This is a genomic window from Mycolicibacterium boenickei (genome assembly GCF_010731295.1).
Classification (GTDB): Bacteria; Actinomycetota; Actinomycetes; order Mycobacteriales; family Mycobacteriaceae; genus Mycobacterium; species Mycobacterium boenickei.
In genome coordinates this window covers 4,597,966-4,614,142 of record NZ_AP022579.1, presented here as the reverse complement: position 1 = coordinate 4,614,142, position 16,177 = coordinate 4,597,966, and the positions used below count along the sequence as shown (strand labels likewise).

Annotated in this window: 18 protein-coding genes; 13 read left to right on the top strand and 5 right to left on the bottom strand. The window is 67.8% G+C overall.

The window, feature by feature from the left end; genetic code table 11:
* Nucleotides 1–27 precede the first annotated feature (27 nt).
* On the bottom strand, nt 28–720 hold the full coding sequence (locus G6N57_RS22025; RefSeq protein WP_077739383.1) for an NUDIX hydrolase: 693 nt from the start codon (nt 718–720) through the stop codon (nt 28–30).
* 46 nt (nt 721–766) lie between these two features.
* On the opposite strand from G6N57_RS22025, the gene nadA reads away from it, so the two are divergent.
* The 3 genes from nadA to nadC are packed head-to-tail and all read left to right on the top strand — an operon-like array spanning nt 767 to nt 4,265.
* A complete protein-coding gene (gene nadA, locus G6N57_RS22020; protein ID WP_036446194.1) occupies nt 767–1,810 on the top strand; it encodes a quinolinate synthase NadA in 1,044 nt (347 codons plus the stop codon).
* On the top strand, nt 1,807–3,408 hold the full coding sequence (locus G6N57_RS22015; RefSeq protein ID WP_097926149.1) for an L-aspartate oxidase: 1,602 nt from the start codon (nt 1,807–1,809) through the stop codon (nt 3,406–3,408). Before nadA ends, G6N57_RS22015 begins: the two co-directional genes overlap by 4 nt.
* The gene (gene nadC, locus G6N57_RS22010) at nt 3,408–4,265 is read left to right on the top strand and encodes a carboxylating nicotinate-nucleotide diphosphorylase (protein ID WP_077741739.1); all 858 of its coding nucleotides are present in this window, start codon (nt 3,408–3,410) and stop codon (nt 4,263–4,265) included. The genes G6N57_RS22015 and nadC overlap by 1 nt, the downstream gene beginning before the upstream one ends.
* Here nadC and G6N57_RS22005 read toward each other — a convergent pair.
* Nucleotides 4,262–5,080: a helix-turn-helix domain-containing protein gene (locus tag G6N57_RS22005; RefSeq protein WP_234815725.1), complete on the bottom strand. Its 819-nt coding sequence runs from the start codon at nt 5,078–5,080 to the stop codon at nt 4,262–4,264. The two genes, nadC and G6N57_RS22005, sit on opposite strands and share 4 nt — an antisense overlap.
* A gap of 87 nt (nt 5,081–5,167) precedes the next feature.
* Between G6N57_RS22005 and G6N57_RS22000 the strand changes: the two genes are divergently transcribed.
* On the top strand, nt 5,168–5,578 hold the full coding sequence (locus G6N57_RS22000; RefSeq protein ID WP_097926150.1) for an SRPBCC family protein: 411 nt from the start codon (nt 5,168–5,170) through the stop codon (nt 5,576–5,578).
* Here the strand turns inward: G6N57_RS22000 and rhtB are convergent.
* Together rhtB and G6N57_RS21990 are read right to left on the bottom strand one after the other, a co-directional pair.
* Nucleotides 5,575–6,210, bottom strand: a complete 636-nt coding sequence (gene rhtB / locus G6N57_RS21995; RefSeq protein ID WP_065461365.1) for a homoserine/homoserine lactone efflux protein — start codon at nt 6,208–6,210, stop codon at nt 5,575–5,577. The genes G6N57_RS22000 and rhtB overlap by 4 nt on opposite strands.
* Before the next feature lie 21 nt (nt 6,211–6,231).
* The gene (locus G6N57_RS21990; protein ID WP_075920409.1) at nt 6,232–6,642 is read right to left on the bottom strand and encodes a nitroreductase family deazaflavin-dependent oxidoreductase; all 411 of its coding nucleotides are present in this window, start codon (nt 6,640–6,642) and stop codon (nt 6,232–6,234) included.
* A gap of 104 nt (nt 6,643–6,746) precedes the next feature.
* Here G6N57_RS21990 and hisD point away from each other — a divergent pair, with 104 nt between their 5' ends.
* From hisD to hisI, 8 genes are read left to right on the top strand one after another with little or no spacing between them, the layout of a single operon-like run.
* On the top strand, nt 6,747–8,075 hold the full coding sequence (gene hisD / locus G6N57_RS21985) for a histidinol dehydrogenase (protein ID WP_077739387.1): 1,329 nt from the start codon (nt 6,747–6,749) through the stop codon (nt 8,073–8,075).
* Nucleotides 8,072–9,211 (top strand): histidinol-phosphate transaminase, encoded by a 1,140-nt coding sequence (locus tag G6N57_RS21980; protein WP_077739388.1) that lies wholly within the window; start codon nt 8,072–8,074, stop codon nt 9,209–9,211. Before hisD ends, G6N57_RS21980 begins: the two co-directional genes overlap by 4 nt.
* Nucleotides 9,208–9,816 carry an imidazoleglycerol-phosphate dehydratase HisB gene (gene hisB, locus G6N57_RS21975; protein WP_077739389.1) on the top strand — a complete coding sequence of 203 codons (609 nt, stop codon included), beginning with the start codon at nt 9,208–9,210 and terminating at the stop codon, nt 9,814–9,816. The genes G6N57_RS21980 and hisB overlap by 4 nt, the downstream gene beginning before the upstream one ends.
* On the top strand, nt 9,813–10,430 hold the full coding sequence (gene hisH / locus G6N57_RS21970; protein WP_077739390.1) for an imidazole glycerol phosphate synthase subunit HisH: 618 nt from the start codon (nt 9,813–9,815) through the stop codon (nt 10,428–10,430). The genes hisB and hisH overlap by 4 nt, the downstream gene beginning before the upstream one ends.
* Complete coding sequence (gene priA / locus G6N57_RS21965) at nt 10,427–11,161, top strand: bifunctional 1-(5-phosphoribosyl)-5-((5-phosphoribosylamino)methylideneamino)imidazole-4-carboxamide isomerase/phosphoribosylanthranilate isomerase PriA (RefSeq protein WP_065511550.1); 735 nt, start codon at nt 10,427–10,429, stop codon at nt 11,159–11,161. Before hisH ends, priA begins: the two co-directional genes overlap by 4 nt.
* A gap of 5 nt (nt 11,162–11,166) precedes the next feature.
* Nucleotides 11,167–11,988, top strand: coding sequence for an inositol monophosphatase family protein (locus G6N57_RS21960; RefSeq protein WP_407665946.1), 822 nt, complete (start codon nt 11,167–11,169; stop codon nt 11,986–11,988).
* Nucleotides 11,985–12,770, top strand: coding sequence for an imidazole glycerol phosphate synthase subunit HisF (gene hisF, locus G6N57_RS21955; protein ID WP_077739392.1), 786 nt, complete (start codon nt 11,985–11,987; stop codon nt 12,768–12,770). The genes G6N57_RS21960 and hisF overlap by 4 nt, the downstream gene beginning before the upstream one ends.
* Before the next feature lie 28 nt (nt 12,771–12,798).
* Nucleotides 12,799–13,143 carry a phosphoribosyl-AMP cyclohydrolase gene (gene hisI / locus G6N57_RS21950; RefSeq protein WP_077739393.1) on the top strand — a complete coding sequence of 115 codons (345 nt, stop codon included), beginning with the start codon at nt 12,799–12,801 and terminating at the stop codon, nt 13,141–13,143.
* Nucleotides 13,144–13,152: 9 nt separating this feature from the next.
* On the opposite strand, the gene G6N57_RS21945 is transcribed toward hisI, so the two are convergent.
* On the bottom strand, nt 13,153–14,463 hold the full coding sequence (locus G6N57_RS21945; protein WP_077739394.1) for an adenylate/guanylate cyclase domain-containing protein: 1,311 nt from the start codon (nt 14,461–14,463) through the stop codon (nt 13,153–13,155).
* Nucleotides 14,464–14,531: 68 nt separating this feature from the next.
* Between G6N57_RS21945 and G6N57_RS21940 the strand changes: the two genes are divergently transcribed.
* Complete coding sequence (locus tag G6N57_RS21940; protein WP_322790641.1) at nt 14,532–16,160, top strand: HNH endonuclease signature motif containing protein; 1,629 nt, start codon at nt 14,532–14,534, stop codon at nt 16,158–16,160.
* The last annotated feature ends 17 nt before the right edge of the window (nt 16,161–16,177 follow it).

Sequence of the window (16,177 nt, the reverse complement as noted above, 5' to 3'; positions counted from 1 at the left end):
TAAGAAGGGTCTAAGAATCCAGTCGACTCACCCGGGTGGGCGCAGAGCGGCGAATTCGTCGGTGACGCGGTACCGCGAGTCGGTGAAGCGGTAGAGGGCCGCGGGGCGACCTCCGCTCCGGCCGGATCGGGCGGTGGTGCCGGTGCGGGTGATGACCTTGCGACGTTCCAGCACCCGCTGCAGGTTCGTGGCGTCGACTTGATAATCGAGCGCGGCGCTGTAGATGTCGCGCAGCGAGGACAGCGCGAATTCTTTTGGCGCCAACGCGAATCCGATGTTCGTGTACGACATCTTGGCCACCAGCCGATTGCGCGCGTGCTCGACCATCGGTGCATGGTCGAAGGCCATCGGGGGCAGGTCGCTGACCGGATGCCACCGGGTGTCCGGTGGCAGGGCCGGGGTGGCCGGGGAGGGCACCAGGCCAAGGAAGGTGGATGCGATGGTCCGCACGCCGGGCACCCGGTGCGGGTCCGAGAACACTGCCAATTGCTCAAGATGAGCGAGTTCGCGCAGGTCGACCTTGTCGGCCAGCTGTCGTCGCACGGAGCTGATCAGATCCTCGTCGTCCTCGAGCCTGCCGCCCGGCAATGACCATTTGCCCCGCTCAGGGTCCAGCGCCCGCTGCCACAGCAGAACGTTGAGGTTGGGCTGGCGGGTGTCGAGACCGCGAACCTGGAACACGACGGCGAGCACTTCGTGCGCGGTGTTACCATGTGGCATGTTTTCGATTATAAGTCGAAAACCTGACCTAGTGGAGGAGGTCGGCGTGACCGCTCTCAATGGCACCCTCGCGGGGGGCTTGGCAGATCAGATCGTCGATGGCCCCGGTGGCTATTCCGGCATTGACGGCGACGAGCAGTGGGCCGCCGAGATTCGTCGTCTGGTCGACCTGCGCGGCGCGACGCTGCTGGCGCACAACTACCAGCTGCCGGCCATTCAGGATGTCGCTGACCACGTCGGCGACTCTCTGGCGCTCTCGCGCATCGCCGCCGAGGCTCCCGAGGACACCATCGTGTTCTGCGGCGTGCACTTCATGGCCGAGACGGCCAAGATCCTGAGCCCGGACAAGACGGTGCTGATCCCGGATCAGAGGGCGGGCTGCTCGCTGGCCGACTCGATCACCGCCGAGGAACTTCAGGCCTGGAAGGACGAGCACCCCGGTGCGGTCGTCGTCTCCTACGTCAACACCACCGCCGCGGTGAAGGCGCTGACCGACATCTGCTGCACGTCGTCGAATGCGGTCGAGGTCGTTGCCTCGATTCCGGAGGATCGCGAGGTGTTGTTCTGCCCGGACCAGTTCCTCGGTGCGCACGTCCGGCGCGTCACCGGCCGCAAGAACCTGCACGTCTGGGCCGGCGAATGCCACGTGCACGCCGGGATCAACGGTGACGAGCTGGCCGACCAGGCTCGGTCGCACCCGGACGCCGAGCTGTTCGTGCACCCCGAATGCGGATGTGCCACCTCGGCGCTCTACCTGGCGGGTGAGGGTGCCGTACCCGAGGAGCGGGTGAAGATCCTGTCCACCGGAGGCATGCTCGACGCGGCCCGCGAGACCCGGGCCCGGCAGGTGCTGGTCGCGACCGAGGTCGGCATGCTGCACCAGTTGCGCAGGGCTGCACCCGAAGTCGACTTCCTGGCGGTCAACGACCGCGCGTCGTGCACCTACATGAAGATGATCACTCCGGCCGCGCTGCTGCGCTGCCTGATCGAGGGCGCCGACGAGGTGCATGTCGATCCCGAGACCGCCCGTCTGGGTCGTGCCAGCGTGCAGCGGATGATTGCGATCGGTCAGCCCGGCGGCGGCGAATGACCCCGACGGGCAGCGCCCGGGGATCGAGCCGCTTCGCATGCGGCAGTTCGACGCTGTGGCAGCAGCGCGCTGACGTCGTCGTGGTCGGCACCGGCGTCGCGGGCCTGGTGGCGGCCCTGGCCGCGCATCGCCGCGGTCGACGGGTGGTGGTGCTGAGCAAGGCCCGTGAGACGGCGACGTTCTACGCCCAGGGTGGCATCGCGGTCGTCCTGCCGGATACCGAGGATTCGGTCGAGGCGCACGTCGCCGACACGGTCGCCGCCGGAGGCGGTCTGTGCGATCCGGACGCGGTGCGCTCCATCGTCGCGGCCGGCTACGGCGCCGTCGCCGATCTGGTGGCCGACGGTGCACAGTTCGACGAGACCGCTCCCGGGCGCTGGGCGCTGACCCGCGAGGGCGGACACACCCGGCGCCGCATCATTCACGCCGGCGGCGATGCCACCGGGGCCGAGGTGCAGCGAGCCCTCGATTCGGCGGCGGCCAACCTCGACATCCGCCGCGACCATGTGGCACTGCAAGTCCTGCGGGACGACACCACGGTGACCGGGGTGCTGGTGCGCAACGAGGACGGCCCGGGCATCATCCATGCACCGTCGGTCGTCCTGGCCACCGGAGGTCTCGGCCACGTGTACGCGGCCACCACCAATCCCAGTGGGTCGACCGGCGATGGCATAGCGCTGGCGCTCTGGGCCGGCGTCCCGGTCCGCGACATCGAGTTCGTCCAGTTCCACCCGACCATGCTGTACGCCGAGAACGGTGGCGGCCGGCGTCCTCTCATCACTGAAGCGCTGCGTGGCGAAGGTGCCATACTCGTTGACTCGCAAGGTAATTCGGTGACCGAAGGCGTTCACCCGATGGGCGATCTGGCCCCGCGGGACGTGGTCGCCGCTGCCATCAACGCGAGGTTGAGCGCCACCGGCGACCCGTGCGTGTATCTCGATGCCCGGGGCATCGACCGATTCGCCGACCGATTTCCCACGGTGGCGGCGGCATGTGCGGAGGCCGGTGTCGACCCGACCCGTCGACCCATTCCGGTGGTGCCCGGCGCCCATTACAGCTGTGGTGGCGTGGTCACCGACGTGCACGGGCGCACCGAACTTCCGGGGCTCTTCGCGGCCGGGGAAGTGGCCCGAACCGGGATGCACGGGGCCAACCGGTTGGCTTCCAACAGCCTGCTGGAGGGACTCGTCGTCGGCGGACGGGCCGGGCGCCTCGCCGCCGAGCACGCGAGCGCGGCGGGATCGGTGCGTGCGCAGGCGCCACAGGACCGCCGCCATGATTCCGTCAACCGAGATGTCTTGCAGCGCGCCATGTCCGAGCACGCGTCAGTGGTCCGCGACGCCGAGGGGCTGGGCCGGCTGGATGCCGTTCTGGCCGATGCCCGGTCGGTACAACCCGGCAACCGGCAGAGCTTCGAGGACGCCGCGCTGACCGTCACCGCCCGTGCGATTGCCGCCGCGGCCTTGGCGCGCACCGAGAGCCGTGGCTGCCACCATCGTGGCGATCACCCCGAAACCGACCCAGCCCAGGAGCATTCCGTGACGATTCGTGCCGTAGCCGGCCGTCCTGCACTCGATACCGCAACGGCGGTGTGCTGATGGCACTTTCGGATATCGAGCTGGCCGAAGCGCGGGCGACGATCGCGCGGGCACTCGAAGAAGACCTGCGCTACGGCCCGGACATCACGACGCTCGCCACGGTCGGCGCCGACGCCATGACCACCGCCTCGGTGGTCAACCGGGAGCCGGGCGTGGCCGCAGGTGTCGACATCGCGCTGCTGGTGCTCGACGAGGTGCTCGGCGCCGACGGCTACCGGGTGCTCGACCGGGTCGAGGACGGTGCGCGATTGGACGCCCGTTCGTCGATCCTGACCGTCGAGGCGCCGACCCGCGGGCTGCTCACTGCCGAACGCACCATGCTGAACCTGATGTGCCACCTGTCGGGGATCGCCACCGCGACGGCGGCCTGGGTCGACGCGGTCGAAGGTACCCACGCCAAGATCCGCGACACGCGCAAGACACTGCCGGGCCTGCGGGCCCTGCAGAAGTACGCCGTGCGAGTCGGCGGCGGGGTCAACCACCGGATGGGGCTGGGCGACGCCGCACTGATCAAGGACAACCACGTCGCCGCGGCCGGGTCGGTACTGGCCGCGCTCAAGGCGGTCCGCGGGGAGGCGCCGGATCTGCCGTGTGAGGTCGAGGTGGATTCACTCGAACAACTCGACGATGTGCTCGCGGCCGACGTGGAGCTGGTGTTGCTGGACAACTTCCCGGTCTGGCAGACCCAGATCGCGGTGCAACGCCGGGACAAGCACTCACCCAAAACGCTGCTGGAATCGTCGGGCGGCCTGACGCTGGACAGCGCGGCAGACTATGCAGGCACCGGGGTCGACTACCTCGCGATCGGGGGGCTCACGCATTCGGTGCGGGCGCTCGACATCGGTCTGGACACCTAACCCACACCGACGCGGCGTAATTCACGCCGGGTCGCGGTCGGTGTCCACCCGGTGTGTGCACGCATCGTGCGACAGAAGTGAGCCTGGTCGGCGAACCCCAGCGCGGCCGCGACGTCGGCCATCGTCGATTCACCCGTGTGGAGATGGTTGAGCGCCCGTCCGACCCTGACCCGATTGCGATACCGCGTCACAGATACCCCGAGTTCGTTGCTGAACGAGCGGCTCAACCGGTACGGGGAAACCCCGAGCGCGGCAGCGAGGGGAAACAGCCCCACGGCAGCATCGTCGGCCTGCCTGATCGCATCGCGGGCTTGGGTTACCAACCGCCGCTGGGACCGCCGGGCCGGTGATGCGGCCGGTATCGGCCGTTGTGCGGCCGCCCGCAACGCGGAGCCGACCAGCCGCACCAGGTCCTCTGCCAGTTGGTAATCGGGATCGGCATGACTGCTGGCCAGCAACCGCCGATGCGCGAGTTCGAGACGGGCGTCCACGTAGACTGCGGCGGTTCCGATCCGCTTAGGCTCGCCGGCGAGTTGCCACCAGCGTTCGGCGCTGAGCTGCAGCGACGTACACGAATCGCCGCCGTGCGGATGGGCGAAATGCTCAGCCTCTCCCGGTCCACCGAGGTAGCCGAGCGTCGCGTCGTGTTCCACCGCCTCGCCTGACCCGCGCCGGCGAAAACTGCCCGAGCGAACCAGGACGAACCGTCCGTCGACCGGGCACTCGGGCTCGGACCACTCGGCGTGCTCGCCGGTGCAACTCCAGGTGGCGACGCTGAAATCCGGCCGCGCGATCAGTGTCTGGGCGGTCAGCACCTCACCGACGCTAGTCGCGGGGGCCGACATCCACGGCCCGCAAGAATGTTCAAGACACCAGGTCAGCCCGCGATCAGACTGATTGGCATGGCATCGATCCAGATTGAGCTCGATATTGCAGCCGACAGCACCCTCGTGTGGCAGGTGATAGGTGACTGGGCGGACGGTCCGGTGCGCATGGCTCCGGGCTTCGTGACGTCCTCCGAAGCCGACGGTGATGTTCGGGTCGTGACGTTCGCCGACGGTTTCGTCGCCCGTGAGCACATGGTCAGCCGCGACGATCAAACCCGCCGCATCGCCTACTCGCTGATCGGTGATGCCTTACGGCCCGAGCACGACAATGCCGTGATGCAGGTGGTCGCCGAAGGCCCGCAACGCTGCCGTTTCGTCTGGTCCCGCGATGTGCTGCCACACGATGCAGCGGGTCCGTTGCGCGCCGCGATGGAGCAGGCGGGGCCGATCATCAAGGGTGCGTTGGAGGAATTGACGGGAAGCTAGGCAGTCGCGCCTCGACGCACCAGCGAGAGCACCACGGCGGCGGTGGCGAACAGCCCGGAGAACACCCGGCCGAGCATGGTCTGCTGCCGCGGCGTCTGCAGCCAGTTGAGCAACCGCGCCGCCAGTCCGGTGTAGAGGCTCATCACGACCACGTCGACGGCGACCATCGTCGCCCCGATCGCCAGATACTGCGGCAGCAACGGCGCGGTGGGCACCACGAACTGCGGCAGCACCGCCACCAGGAACACCAAACCCTTCGGGTTGGTGGTGTTCACCAGGAATCCGCGCATGACCAGCGACAGCCGGCCCCGCTCGCCGGCCCCGCCCATCCGGGCGCGCAGGTCCTGCGAGGCGCTGCGCCATTGCTGGACCGCCAGGTAGATCAGATACGCCACACCGATCCATTTCACGATGTGGAAGGCCAGCATCGACTTGGCGACGACGGCTCCCAGGCCCACGGCGACCAGGACCAGTTGCGCGAGCAGCCCGATCTGGAGTCCGAGCACGCTCCATGACCCACGGCGGACACCGTGGGTCAGGCCGGTCGCCATCGACTGGATCGCCCCGGCTCCGGGGGACAGACTGATGGCGATCGACGCGCCGAGAAACGCGAGCCAGATCTGCCAGGTCATGTATGCAGTCTGGCGCCCGTGTCAAACGATATCTGCGACGAAGACGCCCATCCGGCGGGCGGCATTCCGCGGGATCCGGGGGAGCGACGGATCGTCGGTGCCCGCAGGCAGCACCCGCGGATTGGTGATCTTGATGTCGTCGCGGAACAGGTGCACGTCGGCCCCGCCCGCCGCGATCACGTTCTTCACCCAGTTGGTCTTGCCGTGCAGGAGCGTCACCGCGAACACATTGCCCTTGCGGTAGCTGGTGACGATCGTCTCGTACGGCGTACCGGAGGTGCGGCCTCGATGCTTGATCACGGTGAACCCCGGCAAGCGCTTGGAAAATGGTTTCACCAGCGGGTTGATGTATTTGATCTGGAACCGCTCCAGCGCGGGCGGCACCAGCATCGGTACGCCGGGGGCATTGTTCGGGTGGTCTTTCGCGGACATCTGAGGCTCCATTCGGCAGGCTGGAACCACCCTACGGCGCGCGGTGGCGGGGCCAGGGGGTGACGGATTTTTATCAACTGGACTGATCAGGGACAATTGAAGCGATGGCCGAATTTCAGATGTCCCGTATCGACCTGCGCAACCGTGTGCTGAACGCCGCGCAGTTGCGCTCGGCGCTGCCCCGCGGCGGAGTCGATGTGGACGCAGTGGTGCCCAAGGTCCGCCCGATCGTCGAGGCCGTCGCCGAGCACGGCGCGACGGCCGCACTGGATTATGGGCATACCTTCGACGGCATCCGCCCGGACAGCGTCCGGGTGCCTGCGGCACGGCTGGCCGAGGCCCTGGCCGCCCTCGACCCCGACGTCCGCGCCGCTCTGCAGGTCGCGATCGACCGGGCCCGCACGGTGCATGCCGATCAGCGCCGTACCGACACCACCACGACCCTGGCGCCGGGTGCCACCGTCACCGAACGCTGGGTACCGGTCGAGCGCGTCGGGCTGTACGTTCCCGGCGGCAACGCGGTCTACCCGTCGAGCGTCGTGATGAATGTGGTGCCGGCACAGACCGCAGGCGTCGATTCGCTGGTGATCGCCAGCCCGCCGCAGGCCGACTTCGACGGCCTGCCGCACCCGACCATCCTGGCCGCCGCGGCGCTGCTCGGTGTCGACGAGGTGTGGGCCGTCGGCGGTGCTCAAGCGGTGGCGCTGCTCGCCTATGGCGGAACCGACACCGACGGTGCCGAGCTCGCCCCGGTCGACATGATCACCGGCCCCGGCAACATCTACGTGACCGCGGCCAAGCGGATCTGCCGTTCGCAGGTGGGCATCGATGCCGAGGCCGGCCCGACGGAGATCGCCATCCTGGCCGACTACACCGCCGATCCGGTGCACGTCGCCGCGGATCTGATCAGTCAGGCCGAGCACGACGAGATGGCCGCCAGCGTGCTGGTCACCGACAGCGAGGCGCTCGCCGAGGCCACCGATCGCGAGCTCACCCGCCAGCTGGCCACCACCGTGCACGTCGACCGGGTCAGGGCGGCACTCTCGGGCAAGCAGTCCGCGATCGTGCTCGTAGACGACGTCGAAGCAGGGGTGCGTGTGGTCAACGCCTATGCCGCCGAGCACTTGGAGATCCAGACCGAGGACGCACCCGCGGTGGCCGGCCGGATCCGTTCTGCCGGAGCTATTTTCGTGGGCGCCTGGTCTCCGGTCAGCCTCGGCGACTACTGCGCGGGCTCCAACCACGTGCTGCCCACGGCGGGCTGCGCGCGGCATTCCAGCGGTCTGTCCGTGCAGACGTTCCTGCGTGGCATCCACGTTGTCGAATACGACGAGGCCGCACTCAAGGACGTCTCCGGACATGTGATCACCCTGTCCAAGGCGGAAAATCTGCCCTCGCACGGCGAGGCGGTACGACGGAGGTTCGAACGGTGAGCGCACGGGATGTGACGCTGGCCGATCTGCCGCTGCGCGAGAACCTGCGCGGGAAATCGCCATACGGTGCGCCGCAATTGGTGGTGCCGGTGCGGCTCAACACCAATGAGAACCCCCATCCGCCCACTCAGGCCCTGATCGACGACGTCGCCGCTTCGGTCCGCGACGCCGCCGCCGAACTGCACCGCTATCCCGACCGTGACGCGGTGGCGCTGCGTACCGATCTGGCGGCCTATCTCACCGCGGCCACCGGTGTGCAGCTCACCGTCGACAACCTGTGGGCGGCAAACGGTTCCAACGAGATCCTGCAGCAGTTGCTGCAGGCCTTCGGCGGGCCGGGACGCACCGCGATCGGTTTCGTGCCGTCGTACTCGATGCACCCGATCATCTCCGACGGCACGCAGACCGAGTGGCTGCAAGCCGCGCGCTCCGCGGACTTCGGGCTTGACGTAGATGTAGCCGTGGCCGCGGTCAAGGAGCGCGCACCTGATGTGGTGTTCGTGGCGAGCCCGAACAATCCGTCGGGCCAAAGCGTCTCGATCGAGGACCTGCGCCGGCTGCTGCAGGCCATGCCTGGCGGCATCTTGATCGTCGACGAGGCCTACGGGGAGTTCTCCTCGCAGCCCAGCGCGGTCACCCTGATCGACGAGTTCCCGGCCAAGCTGATCGTCACCCGCACGATGAGCAAGGCGTTCGCGTTCGCCGGCGGCCGGCTCGGCTACCTGGCCGCCGCGCCCGCGGTGATCGATGCGCTGCTGCTCGTGCGCCTGCCGTATCACCTGTCCGTGCTCACCCAGGCCGCCGCGTGCGCGGCTCTGCGGCACGCCGACGACACCCTGGGCAGCGTTGCGACGCTGGCCGCCGAACGTGACCGGGTGAGCGCCGAACTGACCCGCCTCGGCTACCGCGTGATCCCCAGCGACGCGAACTTCGTGTTGTTCGGTGACTTCGCCGATGCACCCGCGACGTGGCAGCGCTACCTGGACAAGGGAATCCTGATCCGCGACGTCGGCATCCCCGGATTTCTGCGCACCACGATCGGTCTGGCCGAGGAGAACGACGCATTCCTGGCCGCCAGCGCCGATCTGGCCGCCACAGAACTTCAGCCAGCCAACAGCCCGGTAGGAGCATCGTGACCCGTCGCGCGAAGGTCGAACGTAAAACCAGGGAATCCGACATCGTCGTCGAGATCGACCTCGACGGCACCGGTGTCGTCGACATCGACACCGGTGTCCCGTTCTTCGACCACATGCTGACCGCGCTGGGCACCCACGCCAGCTTCGACCTCACGGTGCACGCCAAGGGCGACATCGAGATCGAGGGACACCACACGATCGAGGACACCGCGATCGTGCTGGGTCAGGCGCTCGGTCAGGCGCTGGGCGACAAGAAGGGCATCCGCCGGTTCGGTGATGCGTTCATCCCGATGGACGAGTCGCTGGCGCATGCCGCGGTCGACGTGTCCGGCCGGCCGTACTTCGTGCACACCGGAGAGCCGGAGTTCATGGTGGAATTCACCATCGCCGGCTCCAGCGCGCCGTACCACACCGTCATCAACCGGCACGTGTTCGAGTCGCTGGCGTTCAACGCCCGCATCGCGCTGCACGTCCGCACGCTCTACGGTCGCGACCCGCACCACATCACCGAGGCGCAGTACAAGGCGGTGGCCCGCGCGCTGCGACAGGCCGTCGAATACGACGCCCGGGTCACCGGCGTCCCGTCGACCAAGGGCACTCTGTGACAAAGAAAGTCGTCGTTCTCGATTACGGATCGGGCAATCTGCGCTCGGCTCAGCGCGCGCTGGAGCGCGTCGGTGCCGACGTCGAGGTCACCGCCGATCCGGGCGCAGCCGCGGCAGCTGACGGCCTAGTGGTGCCCGGTGTCGGTGCATTTGAAGCCTGCATGACCGGGCTCCGGGCGATCGGCGGCGAGAAGATCATCGCCGACCGCCTGCAGCATGGTCGTCCGGTGCTGGGTGTCTGCGTGGGTATGCAGATTCTGTTCGCCCGCGGGGTGGAGTTCGGCACGGAGTCCACCGGTTGCGGGCAGTGGCCCGGCTCGGTGACCCGACTGGACGCCCCGGTGATTCCGCACATGGGCTGGAACGTCGTCGACGCCGCAGCCGGCAGCACCTTGTTCAAGGGACTCGACGCCACGACGCGCTTTTATTTCGTGCACTCTTACGCCGCGCAGGAGTGGTCCGGTAATCCGGACGCACTGGTGACCTGGGCGACGCATCACGTGCCGTTCATCGCCGCCGTCGAAGACGGCGCGCTGTCGGCCACGCAATTTCATCCGGAGAAGAGCGGCGACGCCGGTGCGACGCTTCTCGCGAATTGGGTTGAGGGACTGTGAGTTTGATTCTGTTGCCGGCTGTCGACGTGGTGGACGGCAAAGCGGTGCGTCTCGTGCAGGGCAAGGCAGGCAGTGAGACCGACTACGGTTCGGCACTGGAGGCCGCCGAGGCCTGGCAGCGTGACGGCGCCGAGTGGATCCACCTGGTGGACCTGGACGCGGCCTTCGGTCGCGGCAGCAACCGCGAGCTGCTGGCCGATCTGGTCGGCAAGCTCGACGTGAAAGTCGAACTGTCCGGCGGCATCCGCGATGACGACTCGCTGAAAGCCGCCATGGACACCGGCTGCGCGCGGGTGAACATCGGTACCGCGGCGCTGGAGAGCCCCGAGTGGTGCCGCCGCGCCATCGCCGAGTACGGCGATCGGGTGGCCGTCGGGCTGGACGTGCAGTTCGAGAACGACAGCTGGCGACTGCGCGGTCGCGGCTGGGAAACCGACGGCGGTGACCTGTGGGAGGTACTGGATCGCCTTGACCGCGAAGGGTGCTCGCGCTACGTCGTCACCGACGTCACCAAGGACGGCACCCTGACCGGCCCCAACCTGGAACTGCTGGCGTCTGTCGCCGACCGCACCGAGGCTCCCGTGATCGCCTCGGGCGGCGTGTCCAGCCTTGACGACCTCCGGGCGATCGCGACCCTCACCGGCCACGGTGTCGAAGGAGCGATCGTCGGGAAGGCGCTCTACGCCGAACGATTCACCTTGCCGCAGGCCCTGGCCGCGGTCAGCGGATAAGCGGGGTGGCTGCCCTGGACCCGTCGAAGTTGGCCGCGCTGGTAGACGCGGCGACCGAGATCCTTGATGCGGCATCGGTGCCGTTCATCGCCGGCCATCGTGCCGATTCCGCGGTGAGCAAGCAGGGCAACGACTTCGCCACCGAGGTCGATCTCGCGATCGAGCGGCAGGTGGTGCGGGCGCTGACCGAGGCCACCGGGATCGGGGTCCATGGCGAGGAATTCGGCGGTGAGCCCATCGATTCCCCGCTGGTGTGGGTGCTCGACCCGATCGACGGCACGTTCAACTACGCGGCAGGCTCTCCGATGGCGGCCATTCTGCTCGGGCTGCTGGCCGACGGCGAGCCGGTGGCAGGGCTGACCTGGCTGCCGTTCACCGGCCAGCGCTACTCGGCGCTCGCGGGAGGACCGGTGCGGGACAACGGCACCGCGCTGCCACCGCTGGGTTCGCCGACGCTGACCGATTCGATCGTCGGTATCCAGACCTTCAACATCGACTCTCGCGGCCGGTTCCCCGGCCGCTACCGGGTCGAGGTGCTGTCCAACCTCAGCCGGGTGTGCTCGCGGGTTCGGATGCACGGCGCCACCGGGGTGGACCTGGCCTATGTCGCGGCCGGAATCCTGGGCGGGGCCATCAGTTTCGGACACCACATCTGGGATCACGCCGCCGGGGTCGCGCTGGTCCGGGCTGCCGGCGGCATCGTGACCGACCTGGCAGGCGATCCGTGGACGGCCGAGTCGAAGTCGGCGCTGGCCGCCGCGCCCGGCGTGCACGAACGCATGCTGGAAATCGTGAAATCCGCTGGCAATCCGGAGGACTACCTGTGAGCACCATCAGTGATGTCGCGACGAGGGTCATCCCGTGCCTCGACGTGGACGCCGGCCGGGTGGTCAAGGGCGTCAACTTCGAGAACCTGCGCGACGCGGGCGATCCCGTCGAATTGGCGGCCGTCTATGACGCCGAGGGCGCCGATGAGCTGACCTTCCTCGACGTCACCGCGTCCTCGTCGGGCCGGGCCACCATGCTCGAGGTGGTCAAGCGCACCGCCGAGCAGGTGTTCATCCCACTGACCGTCGGCGGCGGCGTGCGCGCGGTCGAGGATGTCGACGTGCTGCTTCGCGCCGGCGCCGACAAGGTTTCGGTGAACACCGCCGCGATCGCGCGGCCCGAGCTGCTGGCCGAGATGGCCCGCCAGTTCGGTTCGCAGTGCATCGTGCTCAGCGTCGACGCGCGCACCGTGCCTGCCGGCGAGCAGCCCACCGCTTCGGGGTGGGAAGTGACGACCCACGGTGGGCGTCGAGGCACCGGAATCGACGCGATCGAGTGGGCCGCGCGGGGCGCCGAGCTCGGGGTCGGCGAGATCCTGCTGAATTCGATGGACCGCGACGGCACGAAGGCCGGCTTCGACCTGCCGATGCTGCGCGCGGTCCGCGCCGCGGTGCATGTCCCGGTGATCGCCAGCGGCGGCGCCGGTGCGGTGGCCGATTTCGCTCCTGCCGTGCAGGCGGGCGCGGATGCGGTGCTGGCCGCCAGTGTCTTCCACTTCGGGGAGATGACCATCGGCCAGGTCAAGGCAGCGATGGCGGCGGAAGGGATCACGGTCCGATGAGCGCTTGCGCGAAGAGCCGAGGTGCACGATGAGTCTCGATCCCGACATCGCCAAACGCCTGAAGCGCAACGCCGACGGGCTGTTCAGCGCCGTGGCGCAGGAGCGGTCCACCGGTCAGGTGCTGATGGTCGCCTGGATGGATGACGACGCGCTGGCCCGCACCCTGGAAACCCGTGAGGCAACCTACTTTTCGCGGTCCCGCGGTGAGCAGTGGGTCAAGGGCCTGACGTCGGGGCACACGCAGTACGTGCACTCGGTCCGCCTGGACTGCGACGGCGACACGGTGTTGCTCGAGGTCGATCAGGTCGGAGCAGCCTGTCACACCGGCGCGCACACCTGCTTTGACGCGGACGTGCTGCTGTCCGACGGCTGACGCCTCCGCTTACGGTGCGACGGCGAAGAGATACCACTTGCCGGGCACACCTTTGAGTTCGTGAGCGCCGCGGACCTCGAATTCAAGCCCTGACCCGATCACCAGGTCGCGCAGCGTGCTGGATACCAGAACCTCATTGGCCCGTGCCAGCGCGCTTACGCGCGCGCCGATGTGCACGGCGATCCCGCCGATGTTCTCGCCACGAACCTCGCACTCGCCGGTGTGCAACCCGGCGCGCACCTCGATGCCGATGGCCTGCACCGCGTCGCGGATCGCCATGGCGCAGCGGATTGCGCGCTGAGGGCCGTCGAACATTGCCAGGAACCCGTCGCCCGATGTGTTGACCTCGCGGCCTCGGAAACGATTGAGTTGTGCCCGGACGACGGCGTCGTGCGCATCGAGCAATGCGTGCCAGTCCCGGTCGCCGATCTCGGCGGCGCGGCGCGTCGAGTCCACGATGTCGGTGAACAGGACGGTGGCGAGAACCCGATCATCGGAGACCTCGGCCTGGTGTCCCGTGAGGAACTCCGCGATCTCCTGGAAGGAAGCACGCCATCCCGGTTCAACTTGGTGGTACCAGTTGCGGCCTGGCACCTCAACGTATTTCGCGTCAGGTATGTGCTCGGCGATGTATCTGCCCTTCGCGGGCGGAATGAGCGCGTTCTCGGCATTGTGGAGTACCAACGTTGGCACGCGGATTGTCGGAAGGACCGCCCGCACATCCAGTTCCGTCATGAGCGGCATCATGAGGTCACGGTCTGCAGGGCTGGCTGCCAGACGTTCCATTCGAGCCCACGTAGCCCGGATCTCCTCGTTCCACGGCATGTCCGGATTCATCAGATGTTGAAGCTTCCCGCTGCCCCAGAAGTGGGCCATCGAAGCTTGGGATTCGTCTTGCCCCAGTAGGGTGTCGCCTGCATCTGCGTAGCCGCCGAGCACGACCAGTGCGGTGGTGCGCGACGGACGCGTCGCGGCGAACAGCGCCGCAGGCGCGAACCCGATTCCGACCGCGAGGAGGACCGCCTCACTACTGCCGAGATCGTCGAGAACCGCACTGATGCTGTCGGCCCATTGCTCCAAGCTCGGCATGGCGCCCGCCGTGACAGGATCGGAGGCTCCCGTTCCCGGCTGGTCGAAGAAAATGAGCCGACCCAACGACGTGATCGCTTCGACCCACCCCTGCATGGACGGTAGCTCCGGCACGATTTCGCAGCAAGTGAACCAGTTCGGGACGCTCACGAAGTCGCGAGGACCCTCACTCGACGCACGATAGGCGACGCGCAAGTCCCCGTTCAGCGCGTAGCGCGTCTCCGAGAACACGGCGGAAGTCTAAGCCGCATACGGGGCCGGGCGGACGTGTTCTTCCGCCTTTGAGCCCGACTGGCTGGGTGTCCAAGCCCGATTTCGGTTGGTCAAAGCGCTTGCGGAGGCGGCATTCTCGGTGGATAATAGAACGTATGTTCGAACCCGACGCATCCTGGGAGCTGGTGCTGTGCATCAGCGACTCGGTGTCGGAAGAAGCCATGCTCATGGCATCGCGGATGGCGATGATCGGTGAACTGCTCAATCGGCGCATCGCCGAAGTCGAGATTGAGGATGACGATCCCGGCCACATGTTGCTGACCGGGTTTGCCCGCACCGTCGCCGAAGTCGGTGCGGCCATGCACCTGTCGCCGTCGGTGGCATCGCAGGTCGTGTCGCAGGCGGAATCACTGACGAACCGATTGCCACGGGTGGCGCAGGTGCTGCGACGCGGCGAGATCGATTGGGAGTCGGTGGCGGTGATCATCGCTCACACCGAGCTGGTCGTCACCTCGTCGATCCTGGCTCGGTTGGATGCGACGTTGGCTGAGCGGATTGCCGGGTGGACGTCGTGGTCACGCAAGCGGGTATCCAACGCCGTCGATGCCTTGGTGCGCGAACTGGATCCCGATGCGATCGCCGAACGTGAGCAGGCTGAACATCGCCGATACATGCGGGTGCGTCCCGCAGGCGACGGCACAGTACGGGTGGATGGAGTACTCACCGCGCGGGCCGGCGCCGTGTTCAACCAGCGGCTGACGGACATGGCGCAGGGAGTATGTGCAGAGGACCCGCGCACGCTTGCCCAGCGCCGGTCGGATGCGGTCGAGGCGCTGGCTGAAGGCCTGCCATTGCGGTGCCTGTGCGGTCGGGATGAGTGCCCGCAGGCCCAGACGACTGAACCGAGCCCGGTGCGGGTCGTGCTGAATGTGATCGCCCCGCAATCGGCACTGCTCGGCGGGCGGGAGCCGGCCTACATCGCGGGGCACGGTGTGATCGACGCGGACAAACTGCGCGAGTTGGCGGAGCAGGCCGCGTTGCGGATCCTGCAGGCCCCCGATGTGCCCACGGGTGACGCATTGCGCTACCACCCGTCAGCTGCGTTGGCGCGCTGGATCCGCTGCCGTGACATCACGTGCCGGTTTCCTGGGTGTGACCGTCCCGCCGAACAGTGCGACATCGACCACACCATCCCGTTCGATCATCGGCGCCCCGAAAACGGCGGTCTGACAGTCCCGTGGAATTTGAAATGCCTTTGCCGTCAACATCATCGATTGAAAACTTTCCATGACGGATGGCAGGATCAACAGCTTGCCGACGGGACGGTGATCTGGACGGCGCCGACCGGGCAGACCTACCGGACCTGCCCAGGCGCGACCGAGATCTTTGCGCCGGAGGCCCGGCCTCGGCGTCGCCCACGTCGGTCCATGCCAACCTCCCGGGCGGCGCGGGTCGCGCAGCGCCGTGCCAAGAACAACCGGTTACGGCCTCTCAATGCCGAAGCCCGCCGAGTCAAGGCGGCTCGCACCAAAGAAATACGACGGCGCACCGAGCGCAACCGTATGCGTGCCACGCTGACCCTGTTCAAAGGCGCGCGGCCGAGCACCAGCCCGTTCTGCGCCTGGATCAACGATCCGTATGAACCCGAAGATCTTCCGCGCGACTGGCAGCCCCCACCGCCGCCAGACCCCGGCCCTGACGAACCGCCGTTCTGAGCGGGGCGACGTCTCCA

Coding starts and splice junctions, on each gene's coding strand:
- G6N57_RS22025 (WP_077739383.1), bottom strand. CDS start 720: ATGCCACATGGTAACACCGCGCACGAAGTGCTCGCCGTCGTGTTCCAG.
- G6N57_RS22015 (WP_097926149.1), top strand. CDS start 1,807: ATGACCCCGACGGGCAGCGCCCGGGGATCGAGCCGCTTCGCATGCGGC.
- nadC (WP_077741739.1), top strand. CDS start 3,408: ATGGCACTTTCGGATATCGAGCTGGCCGAAGCGCGGGCGACGATCGCG.
- G6N57_RS22000 (WP_097926150.1), top strand. CDS start 5,168: ATGGCATCGATCCAGATTGAGCTCGATATTGCAGCCGACAGCACCCTC.
- rhtB (WP_065461365.1), bottom strand. CDS start 6,210: ATGACCTGGCAGATCTGGCTCGCGTTTCTCGGCGCGTCGATCGCCATC.
- G6N57_RS21990 (WP_075920409.1), bottom strand. CDS start 6,642: ATGTCCGCGAAAGACCACCCGAACAATGCCCCCGGCGTACCGATGCTG.
- hisD (WP_077739387.1), top strand. CDS start 6,747: ATGGCCGAATTTCAGATGTCCCGTATCGACCTGCGCAACCGTGTGCTG.
- hisI (WP_077739393.1), top strand. CDS start 12,799: ATGAGTCTCGATCCCGACATCGCCAAACGCCTGAAGCGCAACGCCGAC.